This is a genomic window from Cellulomonas denverensis, assembly GCF_012396125.1.
Lineage (GTDB): Bacteria > Actinomycetota > Actinomycetes > Actinomycetales > Cellulomonadaceae > Cellulomonas > Cellulomonas denverensis.
Window position 1 is genome coordinate 602,254 of sequence record NZ_JAAXOX010000001.1, and the last position, 15,913, is coordinate 618,166.

The 15,913-nt window shown below is 74.0% G+C and carries 13 protein-coding genes; 8 read left to right on the top strand and 5 right to left on the bottom strand.

What is annotated here, in order from left to right:
* Nucleotides 1–447: 447 nt before the first annotated feature.
* The 7 genes from HGA03_RS19535 to HGA03_RS02750 all read left to right on the top strand — a co-directional run bounded on the left by HGA03_RS19535 (nucleotide 448) and on the right by HGA03_RS02750 (nucleotide 10,130).
* On the top strand, nucleotides 448–4,356 hold the full coding sequence (locus tag HGA03_RS19535; protein ID WP_168628648.1) for an SdrD B-like domain-containing protein: 3,909 nt from the start codon (nucleotides 448–450) through the stop codon (nucleotides 4,354–4,356).
* 110 nt (nucleotides 4,357–4,466) lie between these two features.
* A complete protein-coding gene (locus tag HGA03_RS02725; protein ID WP_168628649.1) occupies nucleotides 4,467–5,345 on the top strand; it encodes an ABC transporter ATP-binding protein in 879 nt (292 codons plus the stop codon).
* Nucleotides 5,342–6,169, top strand: coding sequence for an ABC transporter permease (locus tag HGA03_RS02730; RefSeq protein ID WP_168628650.1), 828 nt, complete (start codon nucleotides 5,342–5,344; stop codon nucleotides 6,167–6,169). The genes HGA03_RS02725 and HGA03_RS02730 overlap by 4 nt, the downstream gene beginning before the upstream one ends.
* Nucleotides 6,170–6,188: 19 nt before the next feature.
* Nucleotides 6,189–7,394, top strand: a complete 1,206-nt coding sequence (locus tag HGA03_RS02735; RefSeq protein WP_168628651.1) for a sensor histidine kinase — start codon at nucleotides 6,189–6,191, stop codon at nucleotides 7,392–7,394.
* Nucleotides 7,391–8,032, top strand: a complete 642-nt coding sequence (locus HGA03_RS02740; protein ID WP_168628652.1) for a response regulator — start codon at nucleotides 7,391–7,393, stop codon at nucleotides 8,030–8,032. Before HGA03_RS02735 ends, HGA03_RS02740 begins: the two co-directional genes overlap by 4 nt.
* Nucleotides 8,029–9,051, top strand: coding sequence for a sensor histidine kinase (locus tag HGA03_RS02745; protein ID WP_168628653.1), 1,023 nt, complete (start codon nucleotides 8,029–8,031; stop codon nucleotides 9,049–9,051). Before HGA03_RS02740 ends, HGA03_RS02745 begins: the two co-directional genes overlap by 4 nt.
* Before the next feature lie 29 nt (nucleotides 9,052–9,080).
* Nucleotides 9,081–10,130: an adenosine deaminase gene (locus HGA03_RS02750; RefSeq protein ID WP_168628654.1), complete on the top strand. Its 1,050-nt coding sequence runs from the start codon at nucleotides 9,081–9,083 to the stop codon at nucleotides 10,128–10,130.
* On the opposite strand, the gene HGA03_RS02755 is transcribed toward HGA03_RS02750, so the two are convergent.
* From HGA03_RS02755 to HGA03_RS02765, 3 genes are read right to left on the bottom strand one after another with little or no spacing between them, the layout of a single operon-like run.
* Nucleotides 10,087–11,175 carry a UDP-N-acetylmuramate dehydrogenase gene (locus HGA03_RS02755; RefSeq protein ID WP_168628655.1) on the bottom strand — a complete coding sequence of 363 codons (1,089 nt, stop codon included), beginning with the start codon at nucleotides 11,173–11,175 and terminating at the stop codon, nucleotides 10,087–10,089. The genes HGA03_RS02750 and HGA03_RS02755 overlap by 44 nt on opposite strands.
* A complete protein-coding gene (locus HGA03_RS02760; protein WP_168628656.1) occupies nucleotides 11,172–12,386 on the bottom strand; it encodes an MFS transporter in 1,215 nt (404 codons plus the stop codon). The genes HGA03_RS02755 and HGA03_RS02760 overlap by 4 nt, the downstream gene beginning before the upstream one ends.
* 16 nt (nucleotides 12,387–12,402) lie before the next feature.
* Entirely contained in the window at nucleotides 12,403–13,776 is a 1,374-nt protein-coding gene (locus HGA03_RS02765) for an MFS transporter (protein ID WP_239073573.1), read from the bottom strand.
* A 194-nt stretch (nucleotides 13,777–13,970) separates the two neighbouring features.
* On the opposite strand from HGA03_RS02765, the gene HGA03_RS02770 reads away from it, so the two are divergent.
* Nucleotides 13,971–15,038, top strand: a complete 1,068-nt coding sequence (locus tag HGA03_RS02770; RefSeq protein ID WP_168628657.1) for a LacI family DNA-binding transcriptional regulator — start codon at nucleotides 13,971–13,973, stop codon at nucleotides 15,036–15,038.
* A gap of 1 nt (nucleotide 15,039) precedes the next feature.
* Here HGA03_RS02770 and HGA03_RS02775 read toward each other — a convergent pair whose 3' ends face one another.
* Nucleotides 15,040–15,459 carry a MaoC family dehydratase gene (locus tag HGA03_RS02775; protein WP_168628658.1) on the bottom strand — a complete coding sequence of 140 codons (420 nt, stop codon included), beginning with the start codon at nucleotides 15,457–15,459 and terminating at the stop codon, nucleotides 15,040–15,042.
* The gene (locus HGA03_RS02780; RefSeq protein WP_168628659.1) at nucleotides 15,459–15,908 is read right to left on the bottom strand and encodes an FAS1-like dehydratase domain-containing protein; all 450 of its coding nucleotides are present in this window, start codon (nucleotides 15,906–15,908) and stop codon (nucleotides 15,459–15,461) included. Before HGA03_RS02780 ends, HGA03_RS02775 begins: the two co-directional genes overlap by 1 nt.
* Nucleotides 15,909–15,913 lie beyond the last annotated feature (5 nt).

The window sequence follows — 15,913 nt, forward strand, 5'->3', positions numbered from 1 at the left end:
GACGAGGCGGCTTTCCGGGGCGGTGACTGCGCGCTCAGTCGCGCGACCGTTGGGTAGTGCCACCCAGCCGCTGCCCCATTCTGTGCGAAATCCCGCACCCCGCCACCCAGACATACTCACGCAATCGCCATTATCCAGACACCACCCTCGGAGAGCTGAGGGTGTCGCCCCCCGCGCACGCCGGCCCGATCGGGTCGGGCCGTCGATCCCGCCGGGAGTCCGCGCACCCGCGCGTTGCCCCAGGTAACCGCCGACCGCCGCGCATCGCCGCGCCCTGAGCCGGCCCGGCGCCCCGCGGCGCCCACCCGTCGCCGCCCGTTCCCGGCCGCGTTCCGGCGGCCGGCCCGAGGCCGAAGGTCCTTGAGTAATCCGCCGGCGACGGATCGACGCTACCCGCACAGAAGCACGCGCTCGGCGCGGACCATCCCCCTGTGCAAGGAGAAGATCGTGCGGCACCGTCCATCGAGAGACGCTCGGCGTCATTCCTCACGGGCCCTGGGCCTGACCCTCACCGTCGCCCTGGTCGCGCTCCTCGGCCTGGTGTTCCCGTCCGCCGCCTCCGCCGCCTCGGGTTCGGTCTCGCAGCTCGCCGTGACGACCGAGTACGACGGCGCGTCCGTTCCCAACGCGGTCGATGAGGACCAGCACAACGGGATCGTCGCGACCAACGACGCCGTGGCCTACCGGTGGTCGTTCGCCACCACGGGCCTGGAGAACGCCGTGTTCACCCAGACCCTGCCGGCGGGCTGGACCTGGCAGGAGGACTCGCTCGCGGTGCTCGACGCCCAGACCGCGCTGTACTCGTCGTCCTACACGATCTCCGACGACGGGCGGACCCTGACGGCCACGATCTCGACACCCACCGGCGGCGCCGCCGCGATCCAGCTCGGGCCGCTGATGGCGGTGCCCGGTGGATCGGTCGAGCCCGGCTCGAGCTACACACCACGACTCGAGGCCACCGATGAGTTCTCCACCCAGCAGGCCACCGGTGCGGCCACCGTCGTCGCGGGCGAGCCGGCACTCCGGCTCGACAAGGTCACGTCCGTGCAGAACGGGGGCGGCACGATGGACTTCGGTTCCGGTCGCGAGGCCGCGCGGTACGTCGAGTACAAGCTGACGATCGACTCCCCCAGCGCGACCGAGATCGGGGTGATCGCGACGGAGGTCGCCGTGCCGTTCACGGTGGAGGAGTCCTGGACCGTCGACCCGTCCGGCTTCACCACCGGCATCGAGCTCGTCAGTGCCTCGGCGGGCGTGACCGCGGCTGTCCAGTCCACAGGCGGCACGACCGCACGGATCACCGTCACCGCCGTCCCGGCCACGTTCCCCGCGACGCCGATCACCCTCACCGTCCGGTTGGCGGTCCCGGAGTCCGAGGTGGACCACCTGACCGTCGCCAACACCGCCGCCACCTTGACCAACCAGGCCACCGTGCAGGCGACCGAGCCGGACAACACCGCGCTGCCGCCGGTGACCGACTCGGCAGCGGGCATCGTCCGGGGCACCCTCGGGGCAGCCGTCGGCGCCATCATCGCCAAGGATCTCTACCGCCCGACCGACCCCACGGCGGCGCCGAGCTGGGGTGTCCTGCCCCGGACCGTGTCGGCCGCCTGGACCGCCATCAGCACGGAAGACGTGGCCGACGGGTCGTACGTCGCGGCTCAGGTGCGGGGCGTGGCCGCCGTGGACGCGACCGGAATCAGCGCCGGGATGACCGATCCCACGCTCTACGACTTCTGGGACCCGGCGCAGCAGAGCATCGTCGAGGGCGCGCCGCTGTACGTGGGCAACGCGAACGATGTCACCTTGGCGCCGGGGGAGTACGACGTCGCCTACACCAACAACGGCAACGCGAGTAACCCGTCGGCCGCGACCTGGTATCCCACGATCGACGAAGCCGGCGGTCCCGATCAGGTCTCCGGGATCCGCGTCTCGGTGTCCGGCCTCTACATGCCGGGCGCGAACCAGACCCGGGGCCAGCTCGCCATCAGCGTGCCGATGCAACTGCACACCGGGCGTGCCGCCACTGTGTCGGACACCGCCGTCTTCTACCAGTCCGCGACGCGCATCGGGGCGGTCACCCGGAGCCTGCAGGTCGCCGGCGGCGTCCTACACCTGGATGCCGCCCTCGATCCGGGTGACGAGTCGATCGTCAGCAGCGAGGAGATCGGCTACACCCTGACGCCCGCCCTGGTCGCACCCCAGAACGCCTCGGCGCCGGTGACCGCCACCGGGGTCACCGTGACCGCGACGCTGCCGCCGTCGCTGGTCTCGGTGGACACCAGCACGGTGGACCCGGCCTGGAGCGTGCAACAGACCGGCGATCTGCAGACCGGCTTCGTGCTGACCTTCACCTACGTCGGCGCCGCCACCGCCTCCTCCGACACGGCACTGCCGCCGATCGAATTCACGGCGACCTCGTCGATCCAGGCTCCGGCATCCGGCAGCATCGTCGTGCCCGCCGTCATCTCGGCGGACGACAACGACCAGCCGGAGGCGGAGCGCACCGCCACCGTCACCACCACGGTCAGCCAGGCCGACGTCACCACGATCCAGAAGGTCGTGGACGGCCCGACCCAGATCCCGGTCGGCACCAGTGAGGTCGCGTGGCAGCTGGGCTGGTACAACTACCGCTCGGTCAGCGTGGGTGCCACCGCCGTGGTCGACGTGCTGCCCTTCGACGGTGACGGTCGCGGCAACGACTTCGGGGGCACGCTGCGCCTGACGGACGTCGAGCTGATCGGCGACGCCACCGCGGGCACGACGCTGTCCTACACCACGGCCGACCCGCAGGACGTGCTGGCCGACCCGTGGTCGGACTCGATCACCTGGACGACGCTGCCCGCCGACCCCTCGGAGGTCACCGGGATCACGGCAGTGCGCGCCGACGTCGACGACCTCCGGGTCACCTACGCCGGCGGGATCCGCCTCACCGCGGCCATCGACGACGCCGCCGTGGGTGACGTGTTCGTGAACTCGGACATCGCCTACCTGGAGGACTTCCCCGGCCACGTGCTCGGCCCGGTGACCGCGCAGCCGATCACCGTGGTCGGCGCCACCATCACCGGACGGCTGTGGTGGGACCGGGACCGGGACGGTGTCCGGGACGGCGACGAGCTCCCGGTCGCGGACATCCCGGTGGAGATCACCACCCCCTCCGGCGCCTCGCACCGGACCAGCACGGACGCCGCCGGCGGCTACCGGGTCGACGGGCTCGGCGCCGGGGAACACACCGTGTCCGTCGACGAGTCGGTGCTCGGCTCGCTGGCCGGGCTCGAGTTCACCGCGCAGGGAGCCGGGGCGGACCGCTCGGTCGACTCGGACGTCGCGACCACCGGCACCACCCCGGTGACCGTGGGCGTGGGAACGGAGCACCAGGTCGATGCCGGTCTGGTCGACACCCAGTTCACCGTGTCCAAGTCCGTGCGGTCGGCGCCCGGGTCGGACACCTTCATCGAGGCCGACGCCTCCGATGGCCTGACCGGCCAGTACACCTGGGGTGACACCGCCGACTGGCGGATCGTGGTCCGCAACACCGGTCACACCGATCTGGACACCCTGGTCGTGACCGACCCCGGCCTCACGCCCACCGCGGAGTCGGCCGACTCCTGCCGGGCGCTGACCGAGGACGGCGTGACCCTCGACCGGCTGGCTCCGGACGAGTCGGTGACCCTGGAGTGCTCCTCGCCGGTGACGGTCCCGCACACCAACGTCGCGGTGGTCACCGACACGGCGACCGAGGCCTTCGCCGAGGACTCGGCAGCCATCACGGTGGCCACACCCGCCGCGGTCGGTCTGCGGAAGCTGGTCGAGAGCGCCCCGGGATCGGGCACCTTCATCGAGGCCGACGACTCCGATCGGCTCACCGGTGCCTACACCGCCGGCGACCGGGTGGCATGGCGGCTGGTGGTGACCAACACCGGAAACGCCCCGCTGTCGGAGGTCGTCGTCTCCGACCCCGGGCTGGCCGGGGCCGCCGGGGCCGAGCCGAGTGCGGACGCCGCGTGCCGCGACCTGGCCACGGGGTACCGCATCGACTCCCTCGCACCCGGTGAGTCGGTCACGCTCACCTGCACCGCCGTGGAGCAGGAGTCGAGGGTCAACACCGCGGACGTGACCGCACAGTGGCCGGACGCCCCGGAGGGGGTCGAGGGCACGGTGACAGCCGAGGACGACGCGGCGATCACGGTCACCCCGGTTCCCGGCACCGGCGGCACGAGCCGGTCGTCGGGGAACGGTGGCGGCCTGGCCGTGACCGGCGCGGCGACGCTCGGCGTCCTCGCCGCCGCGGCAGCCCTCACCCTCGGTGGCGCCGCACTGCTGCGGACCCGCCGCCGGGCGCAGCACCGGTCCTGATCGCAGGGCCGCCCGGCAACGGAGGGGACCTGCCGTCCACCGATCGGTGGACGGCAGATCCCCTCCTCCGGTCGTCCCGGCGATGGGCCCCACCACGCCAGGCTGGTGACATGACCACAGACGACCTGGCGGTCCGCGTCCGCGGACTGCGCAAGCACTACGGCGACAAGCACGCCGTCGACGGCCTGGACCTGGAGGTGGCCCGGGGCGAGATCGTGGCGGTGCTCGGCCCGAACGGCGCCGGCAAGACCACCACGGTCGAGATCCTGGAGGGCTACCGGAACCGGGACGCCGGTGAGGTGAGCGTGCTCGGCCAGGACCCGCAGACCGCCGGCCGGGACTGGCGGGCCCGGATCGGGGTGGTGCTGCAGACCAGCAACGACCTGGACGAGGCCACCGTCACCGAGCTGGTGCACCACTTCGCCGGGTTCTACCCCGACCCCCGCGACCCCGAGCAGGTGATCGACGCGGTCGGCCTGCGGGAGAAGGCCCGCGCCCGCGCCCGGGCCCTGTCCGGTGGCCAGCGACGGCGACTGGACGTGGCGCTCGGCATCGTCGGCCGCCCGGAGTTGCTGTTCCTGGACGAGCCGACCACCGGCTTCGACCCGGAGGCCCGCCGGGCGTTCTGGGAGCTGATCGCCGGGCTGCGCCACGACGGCACCGGGATCCTGCTGACCACCCACTACCTGGACGAGGCCGAACAGCTCGCCGACCGGGTGGTGGTGGTCAACTCCGGCCGGGTGGTGGCCACCGGCGCCCCGGCGGACCTGGGCGGCCGGGGAGCCCGGGACGCCGTGGTGCGCTGGACCGAGGACGGCGAGCACCGCGAGGTCCGGACCGACACCCCCACCGCGGTGGTCTCCGAGCTGGCGCTCCGGCTGGGCGAGGTGCCCGGGCTGCAGGTGCTCCGGCCGACCCTGGAGGACGTCTACCTCTCCCTGATCAGTGACGACGCCACGGTCACCCGGGCGAAGGAGGCCGTGCGATGAGCACCCTGGACACCCACCCGCTGCCCGGCACGATCCGCCTGGGCTGGGCCCGCACCCGCTACGAGGTGCGCGGCTTCTTCCGTGAGCGCGACGCGGTGATCTTCATCTTCGCCTACCCAGTGATCATGCTGGCGATCTTCGCCACCGTCTTCGGCCAGGACGGCGCCACGGTCGGCGACGACATCCCGTTCGCGCAGTACTTCCTGCCCGGGATGATCGCCACCGGCATCCTGCTGTCCTCCTTCCAGTCCCTGGCGCTGGACATCACCGCCGAGCGGGACCGGGGCGGGTTGAAGCGGCTGCGCGGCACCCCGTTGCCGGCGACCTCGTTCTTCCTGGGCAAGATCGGGCAGGTGCTGGTCACCGCGCTGATCCAGTTGGTGCTCCTGCTGCTGGTGGCGCGCTTCCTGTTCGACGTGCCGATGCCGGACAGCCCCGAGCGCTGGGGGACGCTGGCCTGGGTGTTCGCGCTGGGCACCGCCACCGGGGCGATCTGCGGGGTGGGCTTCTCCTCGCTGCCGCGGTCGGCCAAGTCCGCGAGCGCCGTGGTCACCCCGGTGGTGCTGGTGCTGCAGTTCATCTCCGGGGTGTTCTTCACCTTCTACCAGCTGCCGAGCTGGATGCAGGAGGTGGCGGCGGTCTTCCCGCTGAAGTGGATGGCGCAGGGCATGCGGTCGGTGTTCCTGCCGGACTCCGCGGCGGCGATCGAGCCCGCCGGCGGCTGGGAGCACGGCCGGACCGCGCTGGTGCTCGGGGTGTGGCTGGTGCTCGGGCTGGTGCTCGCCGTGCGGACGTTCCGCTGGCAGCGCCGGGACGATCGCTGAGTCCGCCACACTGAGCACGATGATCGCCGACCAGCCCCGGGTGCCGGAGGACAGCGTGCTGTTGCCCCGGGGCTGGGACGCGGCGTTCTACGTGCTCACCGGCCTGGCGGCGGTCTCGATGCTGGTCGCCGAGGACACCGCGCCCCGGGCGGTGGCGCTGTCCCTGGCCGCGGTGGCGCTGCTGATGCTGGCCTACCCCTTCACCGGCCGTCGCGGGCTGCTGACCGGCGACCGCCGCCGGGTCCGGGTGTACCTGGTGCTGCTGGTCGCGGTGGTCGCCTTCACCTCCGGCACCAGCTCGCTGGGCACCCTGCTGCTGTTCGTCGGCTACTCGCAGATCTGGTTGCTGAGCGCATCGCTGCGGGCCGGGATCGGCTGGTCGGCGGCGTTGACCGTGGCGGTGGGCGTGACCCTGTCGATCGGTCAGGAGCTGCGGTCCACCGACCTGCCGGTGCTGATCGGGCAGCTCGGGGTGGGCCTGCTGTTCTCCCTGGTGATGGGCCTGTGGCTGACCCGGATCGCCCGGTCCCGGGAGCAGCGCGCGGACCTGCTGCGCCGGTTGCGGGCCGCCGAGCAGGAGCTGGCAGCCGGACACCACGCGGCGGGGGTGCTGGCCGAGCGCGCCCGGGTGGCGCAGGAGATCCACGACACCCTGGCCCAGGGCTTCACCAGTGTGGTGATGCTGGCCCAGACCGCCCAGGCGCAGGTGGAGCACGGCCGGCTCGCCCCGGCCACCGAGCGGCTGGACCAGATCGAGGCGGTCGCCCGGGAGAACCTCGCCGAGGCGCGGGCGCTGGTCACCGCCTTCGGGCCGTCCGGACTGCTGGCCGAGGACCTGCCCACCGCGCTGGGCCGGGTGGCCGAGCGACTGGAACAGGAGACCGGCCTGGCCGTCCGGCTCCGGGTCGACGGCACCCCGCCGGCCGACCGCGAACTCCAGGTCGTGCTGCTCCGCACCGCCCAGGAGGCACTGAACAACGTCCGGCGGCACGCCGCTGCCAGCTCGGTGCGGCTGCGGCTGTCCACCGGGGCGGGCCGGGTGCTGCTGGAGGTGACCGACGACGGCCGGGGGTTGGCCGCCGGCAGCACGGACGGCGTCGGGCTGCGCGGGATGCGCCGCCGGGTCGCCGCCGCCGGTGGCTCGCTGCGGGTGCAGGACGCCGGACCGGGGGTGCGGGTGCTCGCCGAGCTCCCGCTGCCGCACAGCGAAGGGACACCAGAATGACCGCCGAGGACCGGATCCGGGTGCTGCTGGCCGACGACCACCCGGTGGTGCGTTCCGGGCTGGCCGGGATGCTCGCCGTGGAGGGCGACATCGAGGTGGTCGGGGAGGTGCCGGACGGCGCGGCCGCGGTGGCCGCCGCGATCGAGCTCCGCCCGGACCTGGTGCTGATGGACCTGCGGATGCCGGTGCTGGACGGTGCCGCCGCCACCGCCCGGATCGTGGCCGAGGCGCCCGGGGTCCGGGTGCTGGTGCTGACCACCTACGAGACCGATGCCGACATCCTGCGCGCGGTGGAGGCCGGGGCGACCGGGTACCTGCTCAAGGACACTCCCCGGGACCAGCTGGTCGCCGGGGTGCGCGGCGCGGCCCGGGGCGAGACGGCCCTGTCGCCGTCGGTGGCCTCCCGGCTGGTGCAGCAGATGCGCGGCGGCGACGCCGAGCGCCCCACCCCGCGCGAGCTGGAGGTGTTGGCCGCGGTGTCGCGGGGCCTGTCGAACGCCGCGATCGGTGCCGAGCTGTTCATCTCCGAGGCGACCGTGAAGACCCACCTGCTGCGGGTGTTCGCCAAGCTCGGGGTCGACGACCGGACCCGGGCGGTGACGGTGGCCCTGGAGCGCGGGCTGCTCCCCCGGCCATGACCGGCTCCGGCGAGCGGCGCTCGTTCTGGCGGCGCACCCTGCCCGGCTGGGACGCCGCGTTCGCGGTGCTGTTCGTGCTGAGCGGACTCTCGATGCTGACCGGCGAGCACCCCACCGGCGACCGGGTGCTGGTCGCCGCCCTGCTCGCCGTGCTGCTGGTCGCCTACCTGGCGTTGGCCCGGCCCGGCGCCCTGCGCGGCGACCACCGGCTGACCACCGGTTACCTGGCGGTGATGCTGGTGGTGGTGTCGGTCTGCACCGCGGTCAACTCGCTGGGGTCGATCCTGCTGTTCGTCGGCTTCGCGCAGATCTGGTACTTCGCCACCGGCCTGCGCAACGGCACGGTGCTGTCGGTGCTGCTCACCGCCGGGGTGGCGGTGGCGAATGTCTGGCGGGTCCGGCCGCAGGGCATCGAGATCGCCCAGCTGGCCGGCCAGTACGCGGTCGGACTCGGCTTCGCCCTGGCGCTGGGCTTCTGGGTGACCCGGGTGGCCGAGCAGAACGAGGTGCTGGCCGACCTGATCGACGAGGTCGAACGCACCCGGTCCGCCTCCGCAGCCGCCCAGCACCGGGCCGGGGTGCTGGCCGAGCGGGAGCGGGTGGCCGAGCGGGTGCACGACACCCTGGCCCAGGGCTTCACCTCGATCGTGCTGCTGGCCCAGGCGGCGCGGGCGCAGGTGGCCGCCGGGGACGCACCGGCGGCCCGGGACACCGCCGGAGAGCTGGAACGGGTCGCCCGGGCCCACCTGGCGGAGTCCCGGGCGCTGGTCGCCGCCTTCGGCAGCCCCGCCCTGGAGGAGGCCGAGCTGACCGAGGTGCTGGACCGGCTGCTGACCCGGTTCCACGCCGAGACCGGCATCCGGATCACGGTGGAGGTGCCCCCGGTGCCGGTCAGCCGGGACACCGAGGTCGTCCTGCTGCGCGGGGTGCAGGAGGTGCTGGTCACCGCCCGGGACGACGGCCCCGCGCACCTGGTGCTGGGCGCGGACGGCACGGTCCGGCGCGCCGCGGATTCGTGACCGGCGCCGCGATCGGGCATCATCCTTCGATGCGCGACCTCGCCCTTCTGCCGAAGGCGCACCTGCACCTGCACTTCACCGGCTCGATGCGGGTGTCCACCCTGGCCGAGATGGCGGCCGACCGTGGCATCCGGCTGCCGGCCACCCTGCTGGACGGCGAGGGCCTGCGGGTCCCGGCCGACGAACGCGGCTGGTTCCGGTTCCAACGGCTGTACGACGCCGCCCGCGCCTGCGTGCGCGGGGAGGCCGACCTGCGCCGGATCGTGCGCGAGGCCGCGGTGGACGACGCCGCCGAGGGCTCCGGCCGGCTGGAGATCCAGGTCGACCCCACCTCCTACGCCCCCGGCGTCGGCGGGATCACCCCGGCGCTGGAGATCGTGCTGGACGAGGCCCGCGCCGCCTGGCGGGACACCGGCACCGAGGTCGGCGTGATCGTCGCGGCCTCCCGGATGCGGCACCCGATGGACGCCCGCACCCTGGCCCGGCTGGCCGCCAAGCACGCCGGCGACGGACCGGGCGAGGTGATCGGCTTCGGGCTGAGCAACGACGAGCGCCGGGGCGACACCGCCGAGTTCGGCCCGGCCTTCGCCATCGCCCGCCGGGCCGGGCTGGCATCGGTGCCGCACGGCGGCGAGCTGCTCGGCCCGGCGCACGTCACCGAGGTGCTGGACCACCTGCACCCGGACCGGCTCGGGCACGGCGTGCGGTCCAGTGAGGACCCCGGGCTCCTGCGCCGGGTGGTGGACGCGGGCATCGCCCTGGAGGTCTGCCCGGCGTCCAACGTCTCGCTCGGGGTCTACGCCGACCCGGCGCAGGTGCCGCTGCGCACCCTGGTGGACGCGGGGGCGCAGCTGGCGCTCGGGGCGGACGACCCGCTGCTGTTCGGCAGCCGGCTGGTCGACCAGTACGTCACCGCCCGCGAGGTGCACGGCTTCGACGACGATGCCCTGGCCGAGCTGGCGCGGTCCTCGATCCGGGCGTCCCGGGCCGGGGACACCACCCGGAAGCGGCTGCTCGCCGGGGTGGACGACTGGCTCAGAGCGCCGTGCCCACCAGCACCGGCTCCGGCACCAGCGTGATGCCGAACCGCTCGGCCACCCCGTCGCGCACCGTCCGGGCCAGGGTCAGCAGGTCGGCCGCGCTCGCCCCGCCCCGGTTGGTCAGCGCCAGGGTGTGCTTGGTGGACAGCGCCGCGGGGCCGGGCAGGCCGTAGCCCTTGCCGAAGCCGGACTGCTCGATCAGCCAGGCCGCGCTGGTCTTGACCAGGCCCTCGCCGGCCGGGAACCGGGGCGCGTCCTCGGGCAGTGCGGCGGCCTCGGCCTCGGTGAGCACCGGGTTGGTGAAGAACGAGCCGGCCGAGCGGGTGTCCGGGTCGGCGGGGTCCAGCACCATGCCCTTGCGGGCCCGCAGGCCGAGCACCGCGGCCCGCACCTCCGGCAGCGGCGCCCGCTCACCGACCGCGATGTCCAGGGTCCGGGCCAGCTCGGCGTAGCGGATCGGCTCGGAGAGCTGGGCCACCCGCAGCTGGAAGGTCACGTCCAGCACCACGTAGCGCGGGGTCGGGAACCACGGGGTGGCCGGGTCCTGCGGGTCGGTCAGCATCGACTGCTTGAGCAGCGAGGTGCGGTAGCCGAACGTCAGGTCGACCAGCGGCAGGGTGCGCACCCGGCTGCGCTCGCGGTCCCACACCCGCACCGTGGCGATGGTCTCGGCGACCTCCTGGCCGTAGGCGCCGACGTTCTGCACCGGGGTGGCGCCGGTGGATCCCGGGATGCCGGAGAGCGCCTCGATCCCCTTCAGCCGGACGCCCGCGCAGTGCTCGACCACGTCGTCCCACCGGGTGCCGGCCGGCACGGTCAGGGTGACCCCGGCGCAGGCCGAGTGGTCCGGCACGGTGAAGCCCTGCCGGGTGTCCCGGACCACCACGCCGTCGAATCCCTCGTCGTCGACCAGCAGATTCGACCCGCCGCCGATCACCAGCAGCGGGGTGCCGTCGGTGTCGGCGGCCCGGATCGCGTCGATGAACTCCTGCTCGGTGTCGGTCTCGACCAGTTCCCGGACCGGGCCGCCCACGGCGAGGGTGGTCAGGTCGGCGAGGGTGGCGCTGCGGGTGGTGGCGGTCATGCCCCTACGGTAGGCCGGTTCACCGGCTCCGGCGGCGCGGCCGCCTTGACCACCAGCAGCCCGATCACGATCGGCACCGCGATCACCAGCAGCGCGTGCCGGTAGCCCACATGGTCCGCGAGCAGGCCGAGCAGCGGCGGGCCGGCCAGGAACGCGGTGTAGCCGATGGTGGACACCACCGACACCCGGGCCGCCGCCCGCAGCGGGTCGTCGGAGGCGGCGCTCATCCCGACCGGGAACCCGAGGGCCGCACCCATCCCCCACAGCACCGCGCCGATCACCGCGAGCCAGAGCAGGTCCCGCGGCACCAGGCCGAAGACCAGCAGCCCGACCAGTGCCAGCCCGGCGCACAGTCGCAGCACCGCCACCCGGCCGAACCGGTCCAGCAGCGCCGTGCCGAGGAAGCGCATCGTGGTCATCGCCGCGACGAAGATCCCGAACGCCACCGCCCCGATCGTGTCGCTCTGGTCGAAGCCGTCCACCACCGCCAGGCTCAGCCAGTCGTTGCCCGCACCCTCGGTCAGCGCGGCGGCCAGGATGACCAGGCCGATCAGCAGCGTGCGCGGCTCCAGCCAGGCGGCGAACACCGACTGCCGCGGGCCGTCCGACGGGTGGGCCGCGGCGGCCTCGGCGTGCCCGGCGGGCAGGAACTTCCGGGTGGCCACGAACACCCCGACCGTGGACAGCAGCACCACCACCGGCAGGTGCACCCACACGGGCACCTTCGCACCCGCCGCCACTGCCGCCACCCCGGCCGCGGCGACCGTGCCGACCGAGAAACCGGCGTGGTACCGCGGCATCACGGTGCGGCCGAGCCGCTGTTCGACCAGCGCGCCCTCCAGATTCATCGAGGCGTCCCAGACCCCGGTACCCACCCCGCACAGCACCAGCGCCACCGCCACCACCGGCACCTGGCCCAGACCGACCCCGACGGCGGCCAGCAGGTACCCGCAGGCGTTCAGCACGGCAAAGGCCAGCACGGTGCGGGCCGCGCCCAGCTTGGTCACGATCAGCCCGGACAGCGGCAGCGCGACGATCGAGCCCATCGACCCGACCAGCAGCAGCAGGCCCATCTGCGCCGGTTGCAGGCCGAGCCCGTCCCGGACCGCGGGCAACCGGGCGGCCCAGCTGGAGAAGTTGGCGCCGCTCAGCGCGAAGACCGCGAACACGGCAACGGAGGCCGCGCGGACCTGGGGGTGGGTGGACGTCATCGTCAGAGCTCTCGGTTCATGGACGGGCAGGTTCGAGGGTGGCAGGTGCGGGCTGCTCCTGGCGAGCGACCACCCGGGCCAGCAGCACGCTGGTAACCATCGACACCGTGATCAGCAGCAGCGCGTGCCGGGCACCCATCGCCTCGGCGGCCAGGCCGAGCAGCGGCGGGGCGGCCAGCGAGGCGGTGGAGCTGAACGAGCTGACCACCGACACCCGGGCGGCGGCGCGCAGCGGGTCGTCCGAGGCGGCGGCGATGCCGATCGGCACGGTCAGCGCCGCACCGAAGCCCCAGGCGATGATGCCGACGGCCGCCAGCGGCAGGGTCGGGGCGAAGCCGAACAGCACCAGCCCGGCCAGCGACACCACCCCGGAGACCCGCAGCACCACCACCCGGCCGTACCGGTCGATCAGCGTGGTGCCGAGCAGCCGCACCGCAGTCATCGCCCCGACGAACACCCCGAACATCGCCGCGCCGATCGCCTCGGTCTGCTCGAAGCCGTCCACCACCGCCAGCGCCAGCCAGTCGTTGGCCGACCCCTCGGACAGGGCGGCGGACATGATCACGACGCCGATCAGCAGCGTGCGCGGTTCGCGCCAGGCGTGCAGCGCGGATCCCGGGCGGGCGGTGGCCCGCACCCCGCGCAGCCGCAGCGTCCGGCCCAGCACCCCTGCCCGGCCCGGCGCGGTGGCGGCCTCCACCCGGGCGGCCCGCGCGGCGGCGCGCTGCTCGGGGCCGGGCGGCAGCGAGTCCAGCACCGCCCCCGGCACCGACGCGAGCCGCCACACCGCACCGACGATCGCCGTCACCACAAACTGCACCAGCAGCGGCACCTGCGCGTGCGCGGCCAGCGCCCCGATGCCCGAGCCCACCACCGACCCGATCGAGAACGCCGCGTGGAACTGCGGCAGCACCGTGCGGCCCATCCGGCGCTCCACCGCCGCGGTCTCCACGTTCAGCGGGACGTTGCCCAGCGCGAAGGCCGACCCGGACAGGAAGATCCCGACCGCGAGCACCGGCACCGAGTGCAGGGTGGGGCCGAGCCCGATCAGCACGTAGGCGGCCGAGAACGCGGCGGTGGACAGGTACAGCACCAGCCGGCCGCCGAACCGGGTGACCAGCCAGCCGGCCAGCGAGACCGTGGCCAGCGACCCGACCGACCCGGCGATCAGGATGCCGCCGAGCTCGGCCTCGCTCATCCCGAGGGCGGTCCGCACCGCCGGGATCCGGGCCAGCCAGGAGGAGAACATCAGGCCGGTCAGCATGAACAGGCCGAGCAGCAGCCGACGGGCCCGGGCCACCACCGGATCGACCGGAGCGCGCTCGCCACGGGGCGGGCGCGGGCGCGGGAGCTGCCCGGTGGCGGGGCGCGGGCGGCGCGGGGTGGTCACGGCGAACTCCTGAGGCGATCGAATCGATTCGAACCCGGCCCCGAGCGGGTGGATCGAATCGATTAGAGGGACCCGACCAGTCTGCGGGTACCCTGGCAACGGCGTCAACATCGTCCCCCCGCTCGGCGGCGGGCGAACCGGCGCCAGGCCATGCATCCAGCGCCGGGCCCGCCGCCCGGCAGGCAGGAGACCCGGTGTCGCCACGCCCCACCCTCGCCGACGTCGCCGCGCGCGCCGGGGTGTCCGTCTCCACCGCGTCCCTGGCGTTCTCCGGCGCCGGGCCGATCGCCGACGCCACCCGGGAGCGCGTGCTCGCCGCCGCCAAGGACCTGGACTACTCCGGCCCCAACCCGCTCGGCCGCCAGCTGCGGTCCGGCCGCTCCGGCATCGTCGGCGTGGTGGTCGGGGACGCCCTCAAACGCTCGTTCCGCGACCCGGTCTCGGTGCAGCTGCTGGACGGCCTGGTGGACACCATCGCCCCGGCCGGGCTCGGGGTGCTGCTGATACCCGGCCCCACCGGCCCGGACGAGCCGGCCGTCGACCCGCTGATCGAGTCCGCCGCGATGGACGTGGCGGTGATGATCTGGGGCGGCAGCAGCGAGGACCCGACCCTGCAGGCGCTGCGCCGGCGCGGCATCCCGGCGGTGGTGGTCGAGGGCCACGAGCTGGACGACATCGTCACCATCGGGATCGACGACCGCGACGGGGTGGCCGAGGCCGCCCGGCACCTGCTGGACCTGGGCCACCGCCGGATCGCCACCGTCACCCTGCCGTTCGGCCCGGACCGGCGCGCCGCGGTGGCCGACCCGGACCGGCAGCGCGCGATCCGGTGGAAGATCGCCGAGCGCCGGCTGGCCGGTCTGCGGGACGCCGGGGTGGAGCCGGTCGCGGTGTATGAGACGCCCGCCTCACTGGTCGAGCACGGCACGGCGGCCGCGCACGCCCTACTGGACCTGCCCGCCGACCAACGGCCGACCGCGATCGTCGCCCAGTCCGACCTGTTGGCCTCCGGCGTGGTGATCGGTGCCCGAGAGCTCGGTCTCCGGGTGCCAGAGGACGTCTCGATCGCCGGCTTCGACGGCCTGGACCTGCCCTGGCTCACCCCGGACGTGCTCACCACCGTGGTGCAGCCGATCGCGGAGAAGGGAGCCGTGGTCGGCCGGGCCGTGCGGGAGCTGTTGGCCGGGGAGCACCCCGCCGATCAGGTGCTGCCGGTGCGGCTGCGGGTGGGCACCACCACCGGCCCGGCGCCGGCCGCCTGAGTCAGGACAGCCGGACGAGCGCCTGGCACTTGGCCAGCACGCGGGCACCGTCGCAGGTGACGGTCAGGTCGATCCGGGCAGTGCCGGACTCCGGGTCCAGCGCACCCACCGCGGCGACCACCTCGACCTCGGCGGCACCAGGGTCGGGCACCGGCACGGTCCGGGCGAACCGGGTCTGGTAGTCCACGATCGCGCCCGGGTCGCCGAGCCAGTCGGCGACCACCGAGCTCGCGGCACCCATCGTCCACATGCCGTGCGCGATCACGCCCGGCAGGCCGACCTCGGTCGCGAACCGCTCGTTCCAGTGGATCGGGTTGAAGTCACCGCTGGCGCCGGCGTAGCGCACCAGCCGGGACCGGTCCACGGCGATGGTGCGGCGGGCGACCTCCTGGCCGACGGCCAGCTCGCTCAGAGCGGGCATCAGGCGTCCTCCCCCCGCACCGCGAGGGTGGAGGTGACCGACGCCACCGGCTCACCGGACTCGGCGGAGATCACACAGCGGGTGGTGATCATCGACAACCCGGCACGCTCGGTGATCGCGTCGACGTGCAGCACCGTCACCAGCCGGTCACCGGCGTGGATAGGGCGGTGGTGCACGAAGCGCTCGTCGGCGTGCACGACCCGGCTGAAGTCGATCCCGGCCGCCGGGTCCTGGATCAGCTGAGCCTCGGCACGCTGCGCCACCACCACCGCGAAGGTGGGCGGAGCGATCACGTCCGGGTAGCCCAGCGCCTGGGCGGCGGCGGGATCGGTGTGCGCGGGGTGCGTGGCCCCCACGGCCTCCGCGAACTCGCGGAGCTTCACGCGGCCGACCTCGTACGGCTCGTTCGGCGGGTACTCCCGCCCGGCGAACTCAGGGTTGACGGCCACGGCTG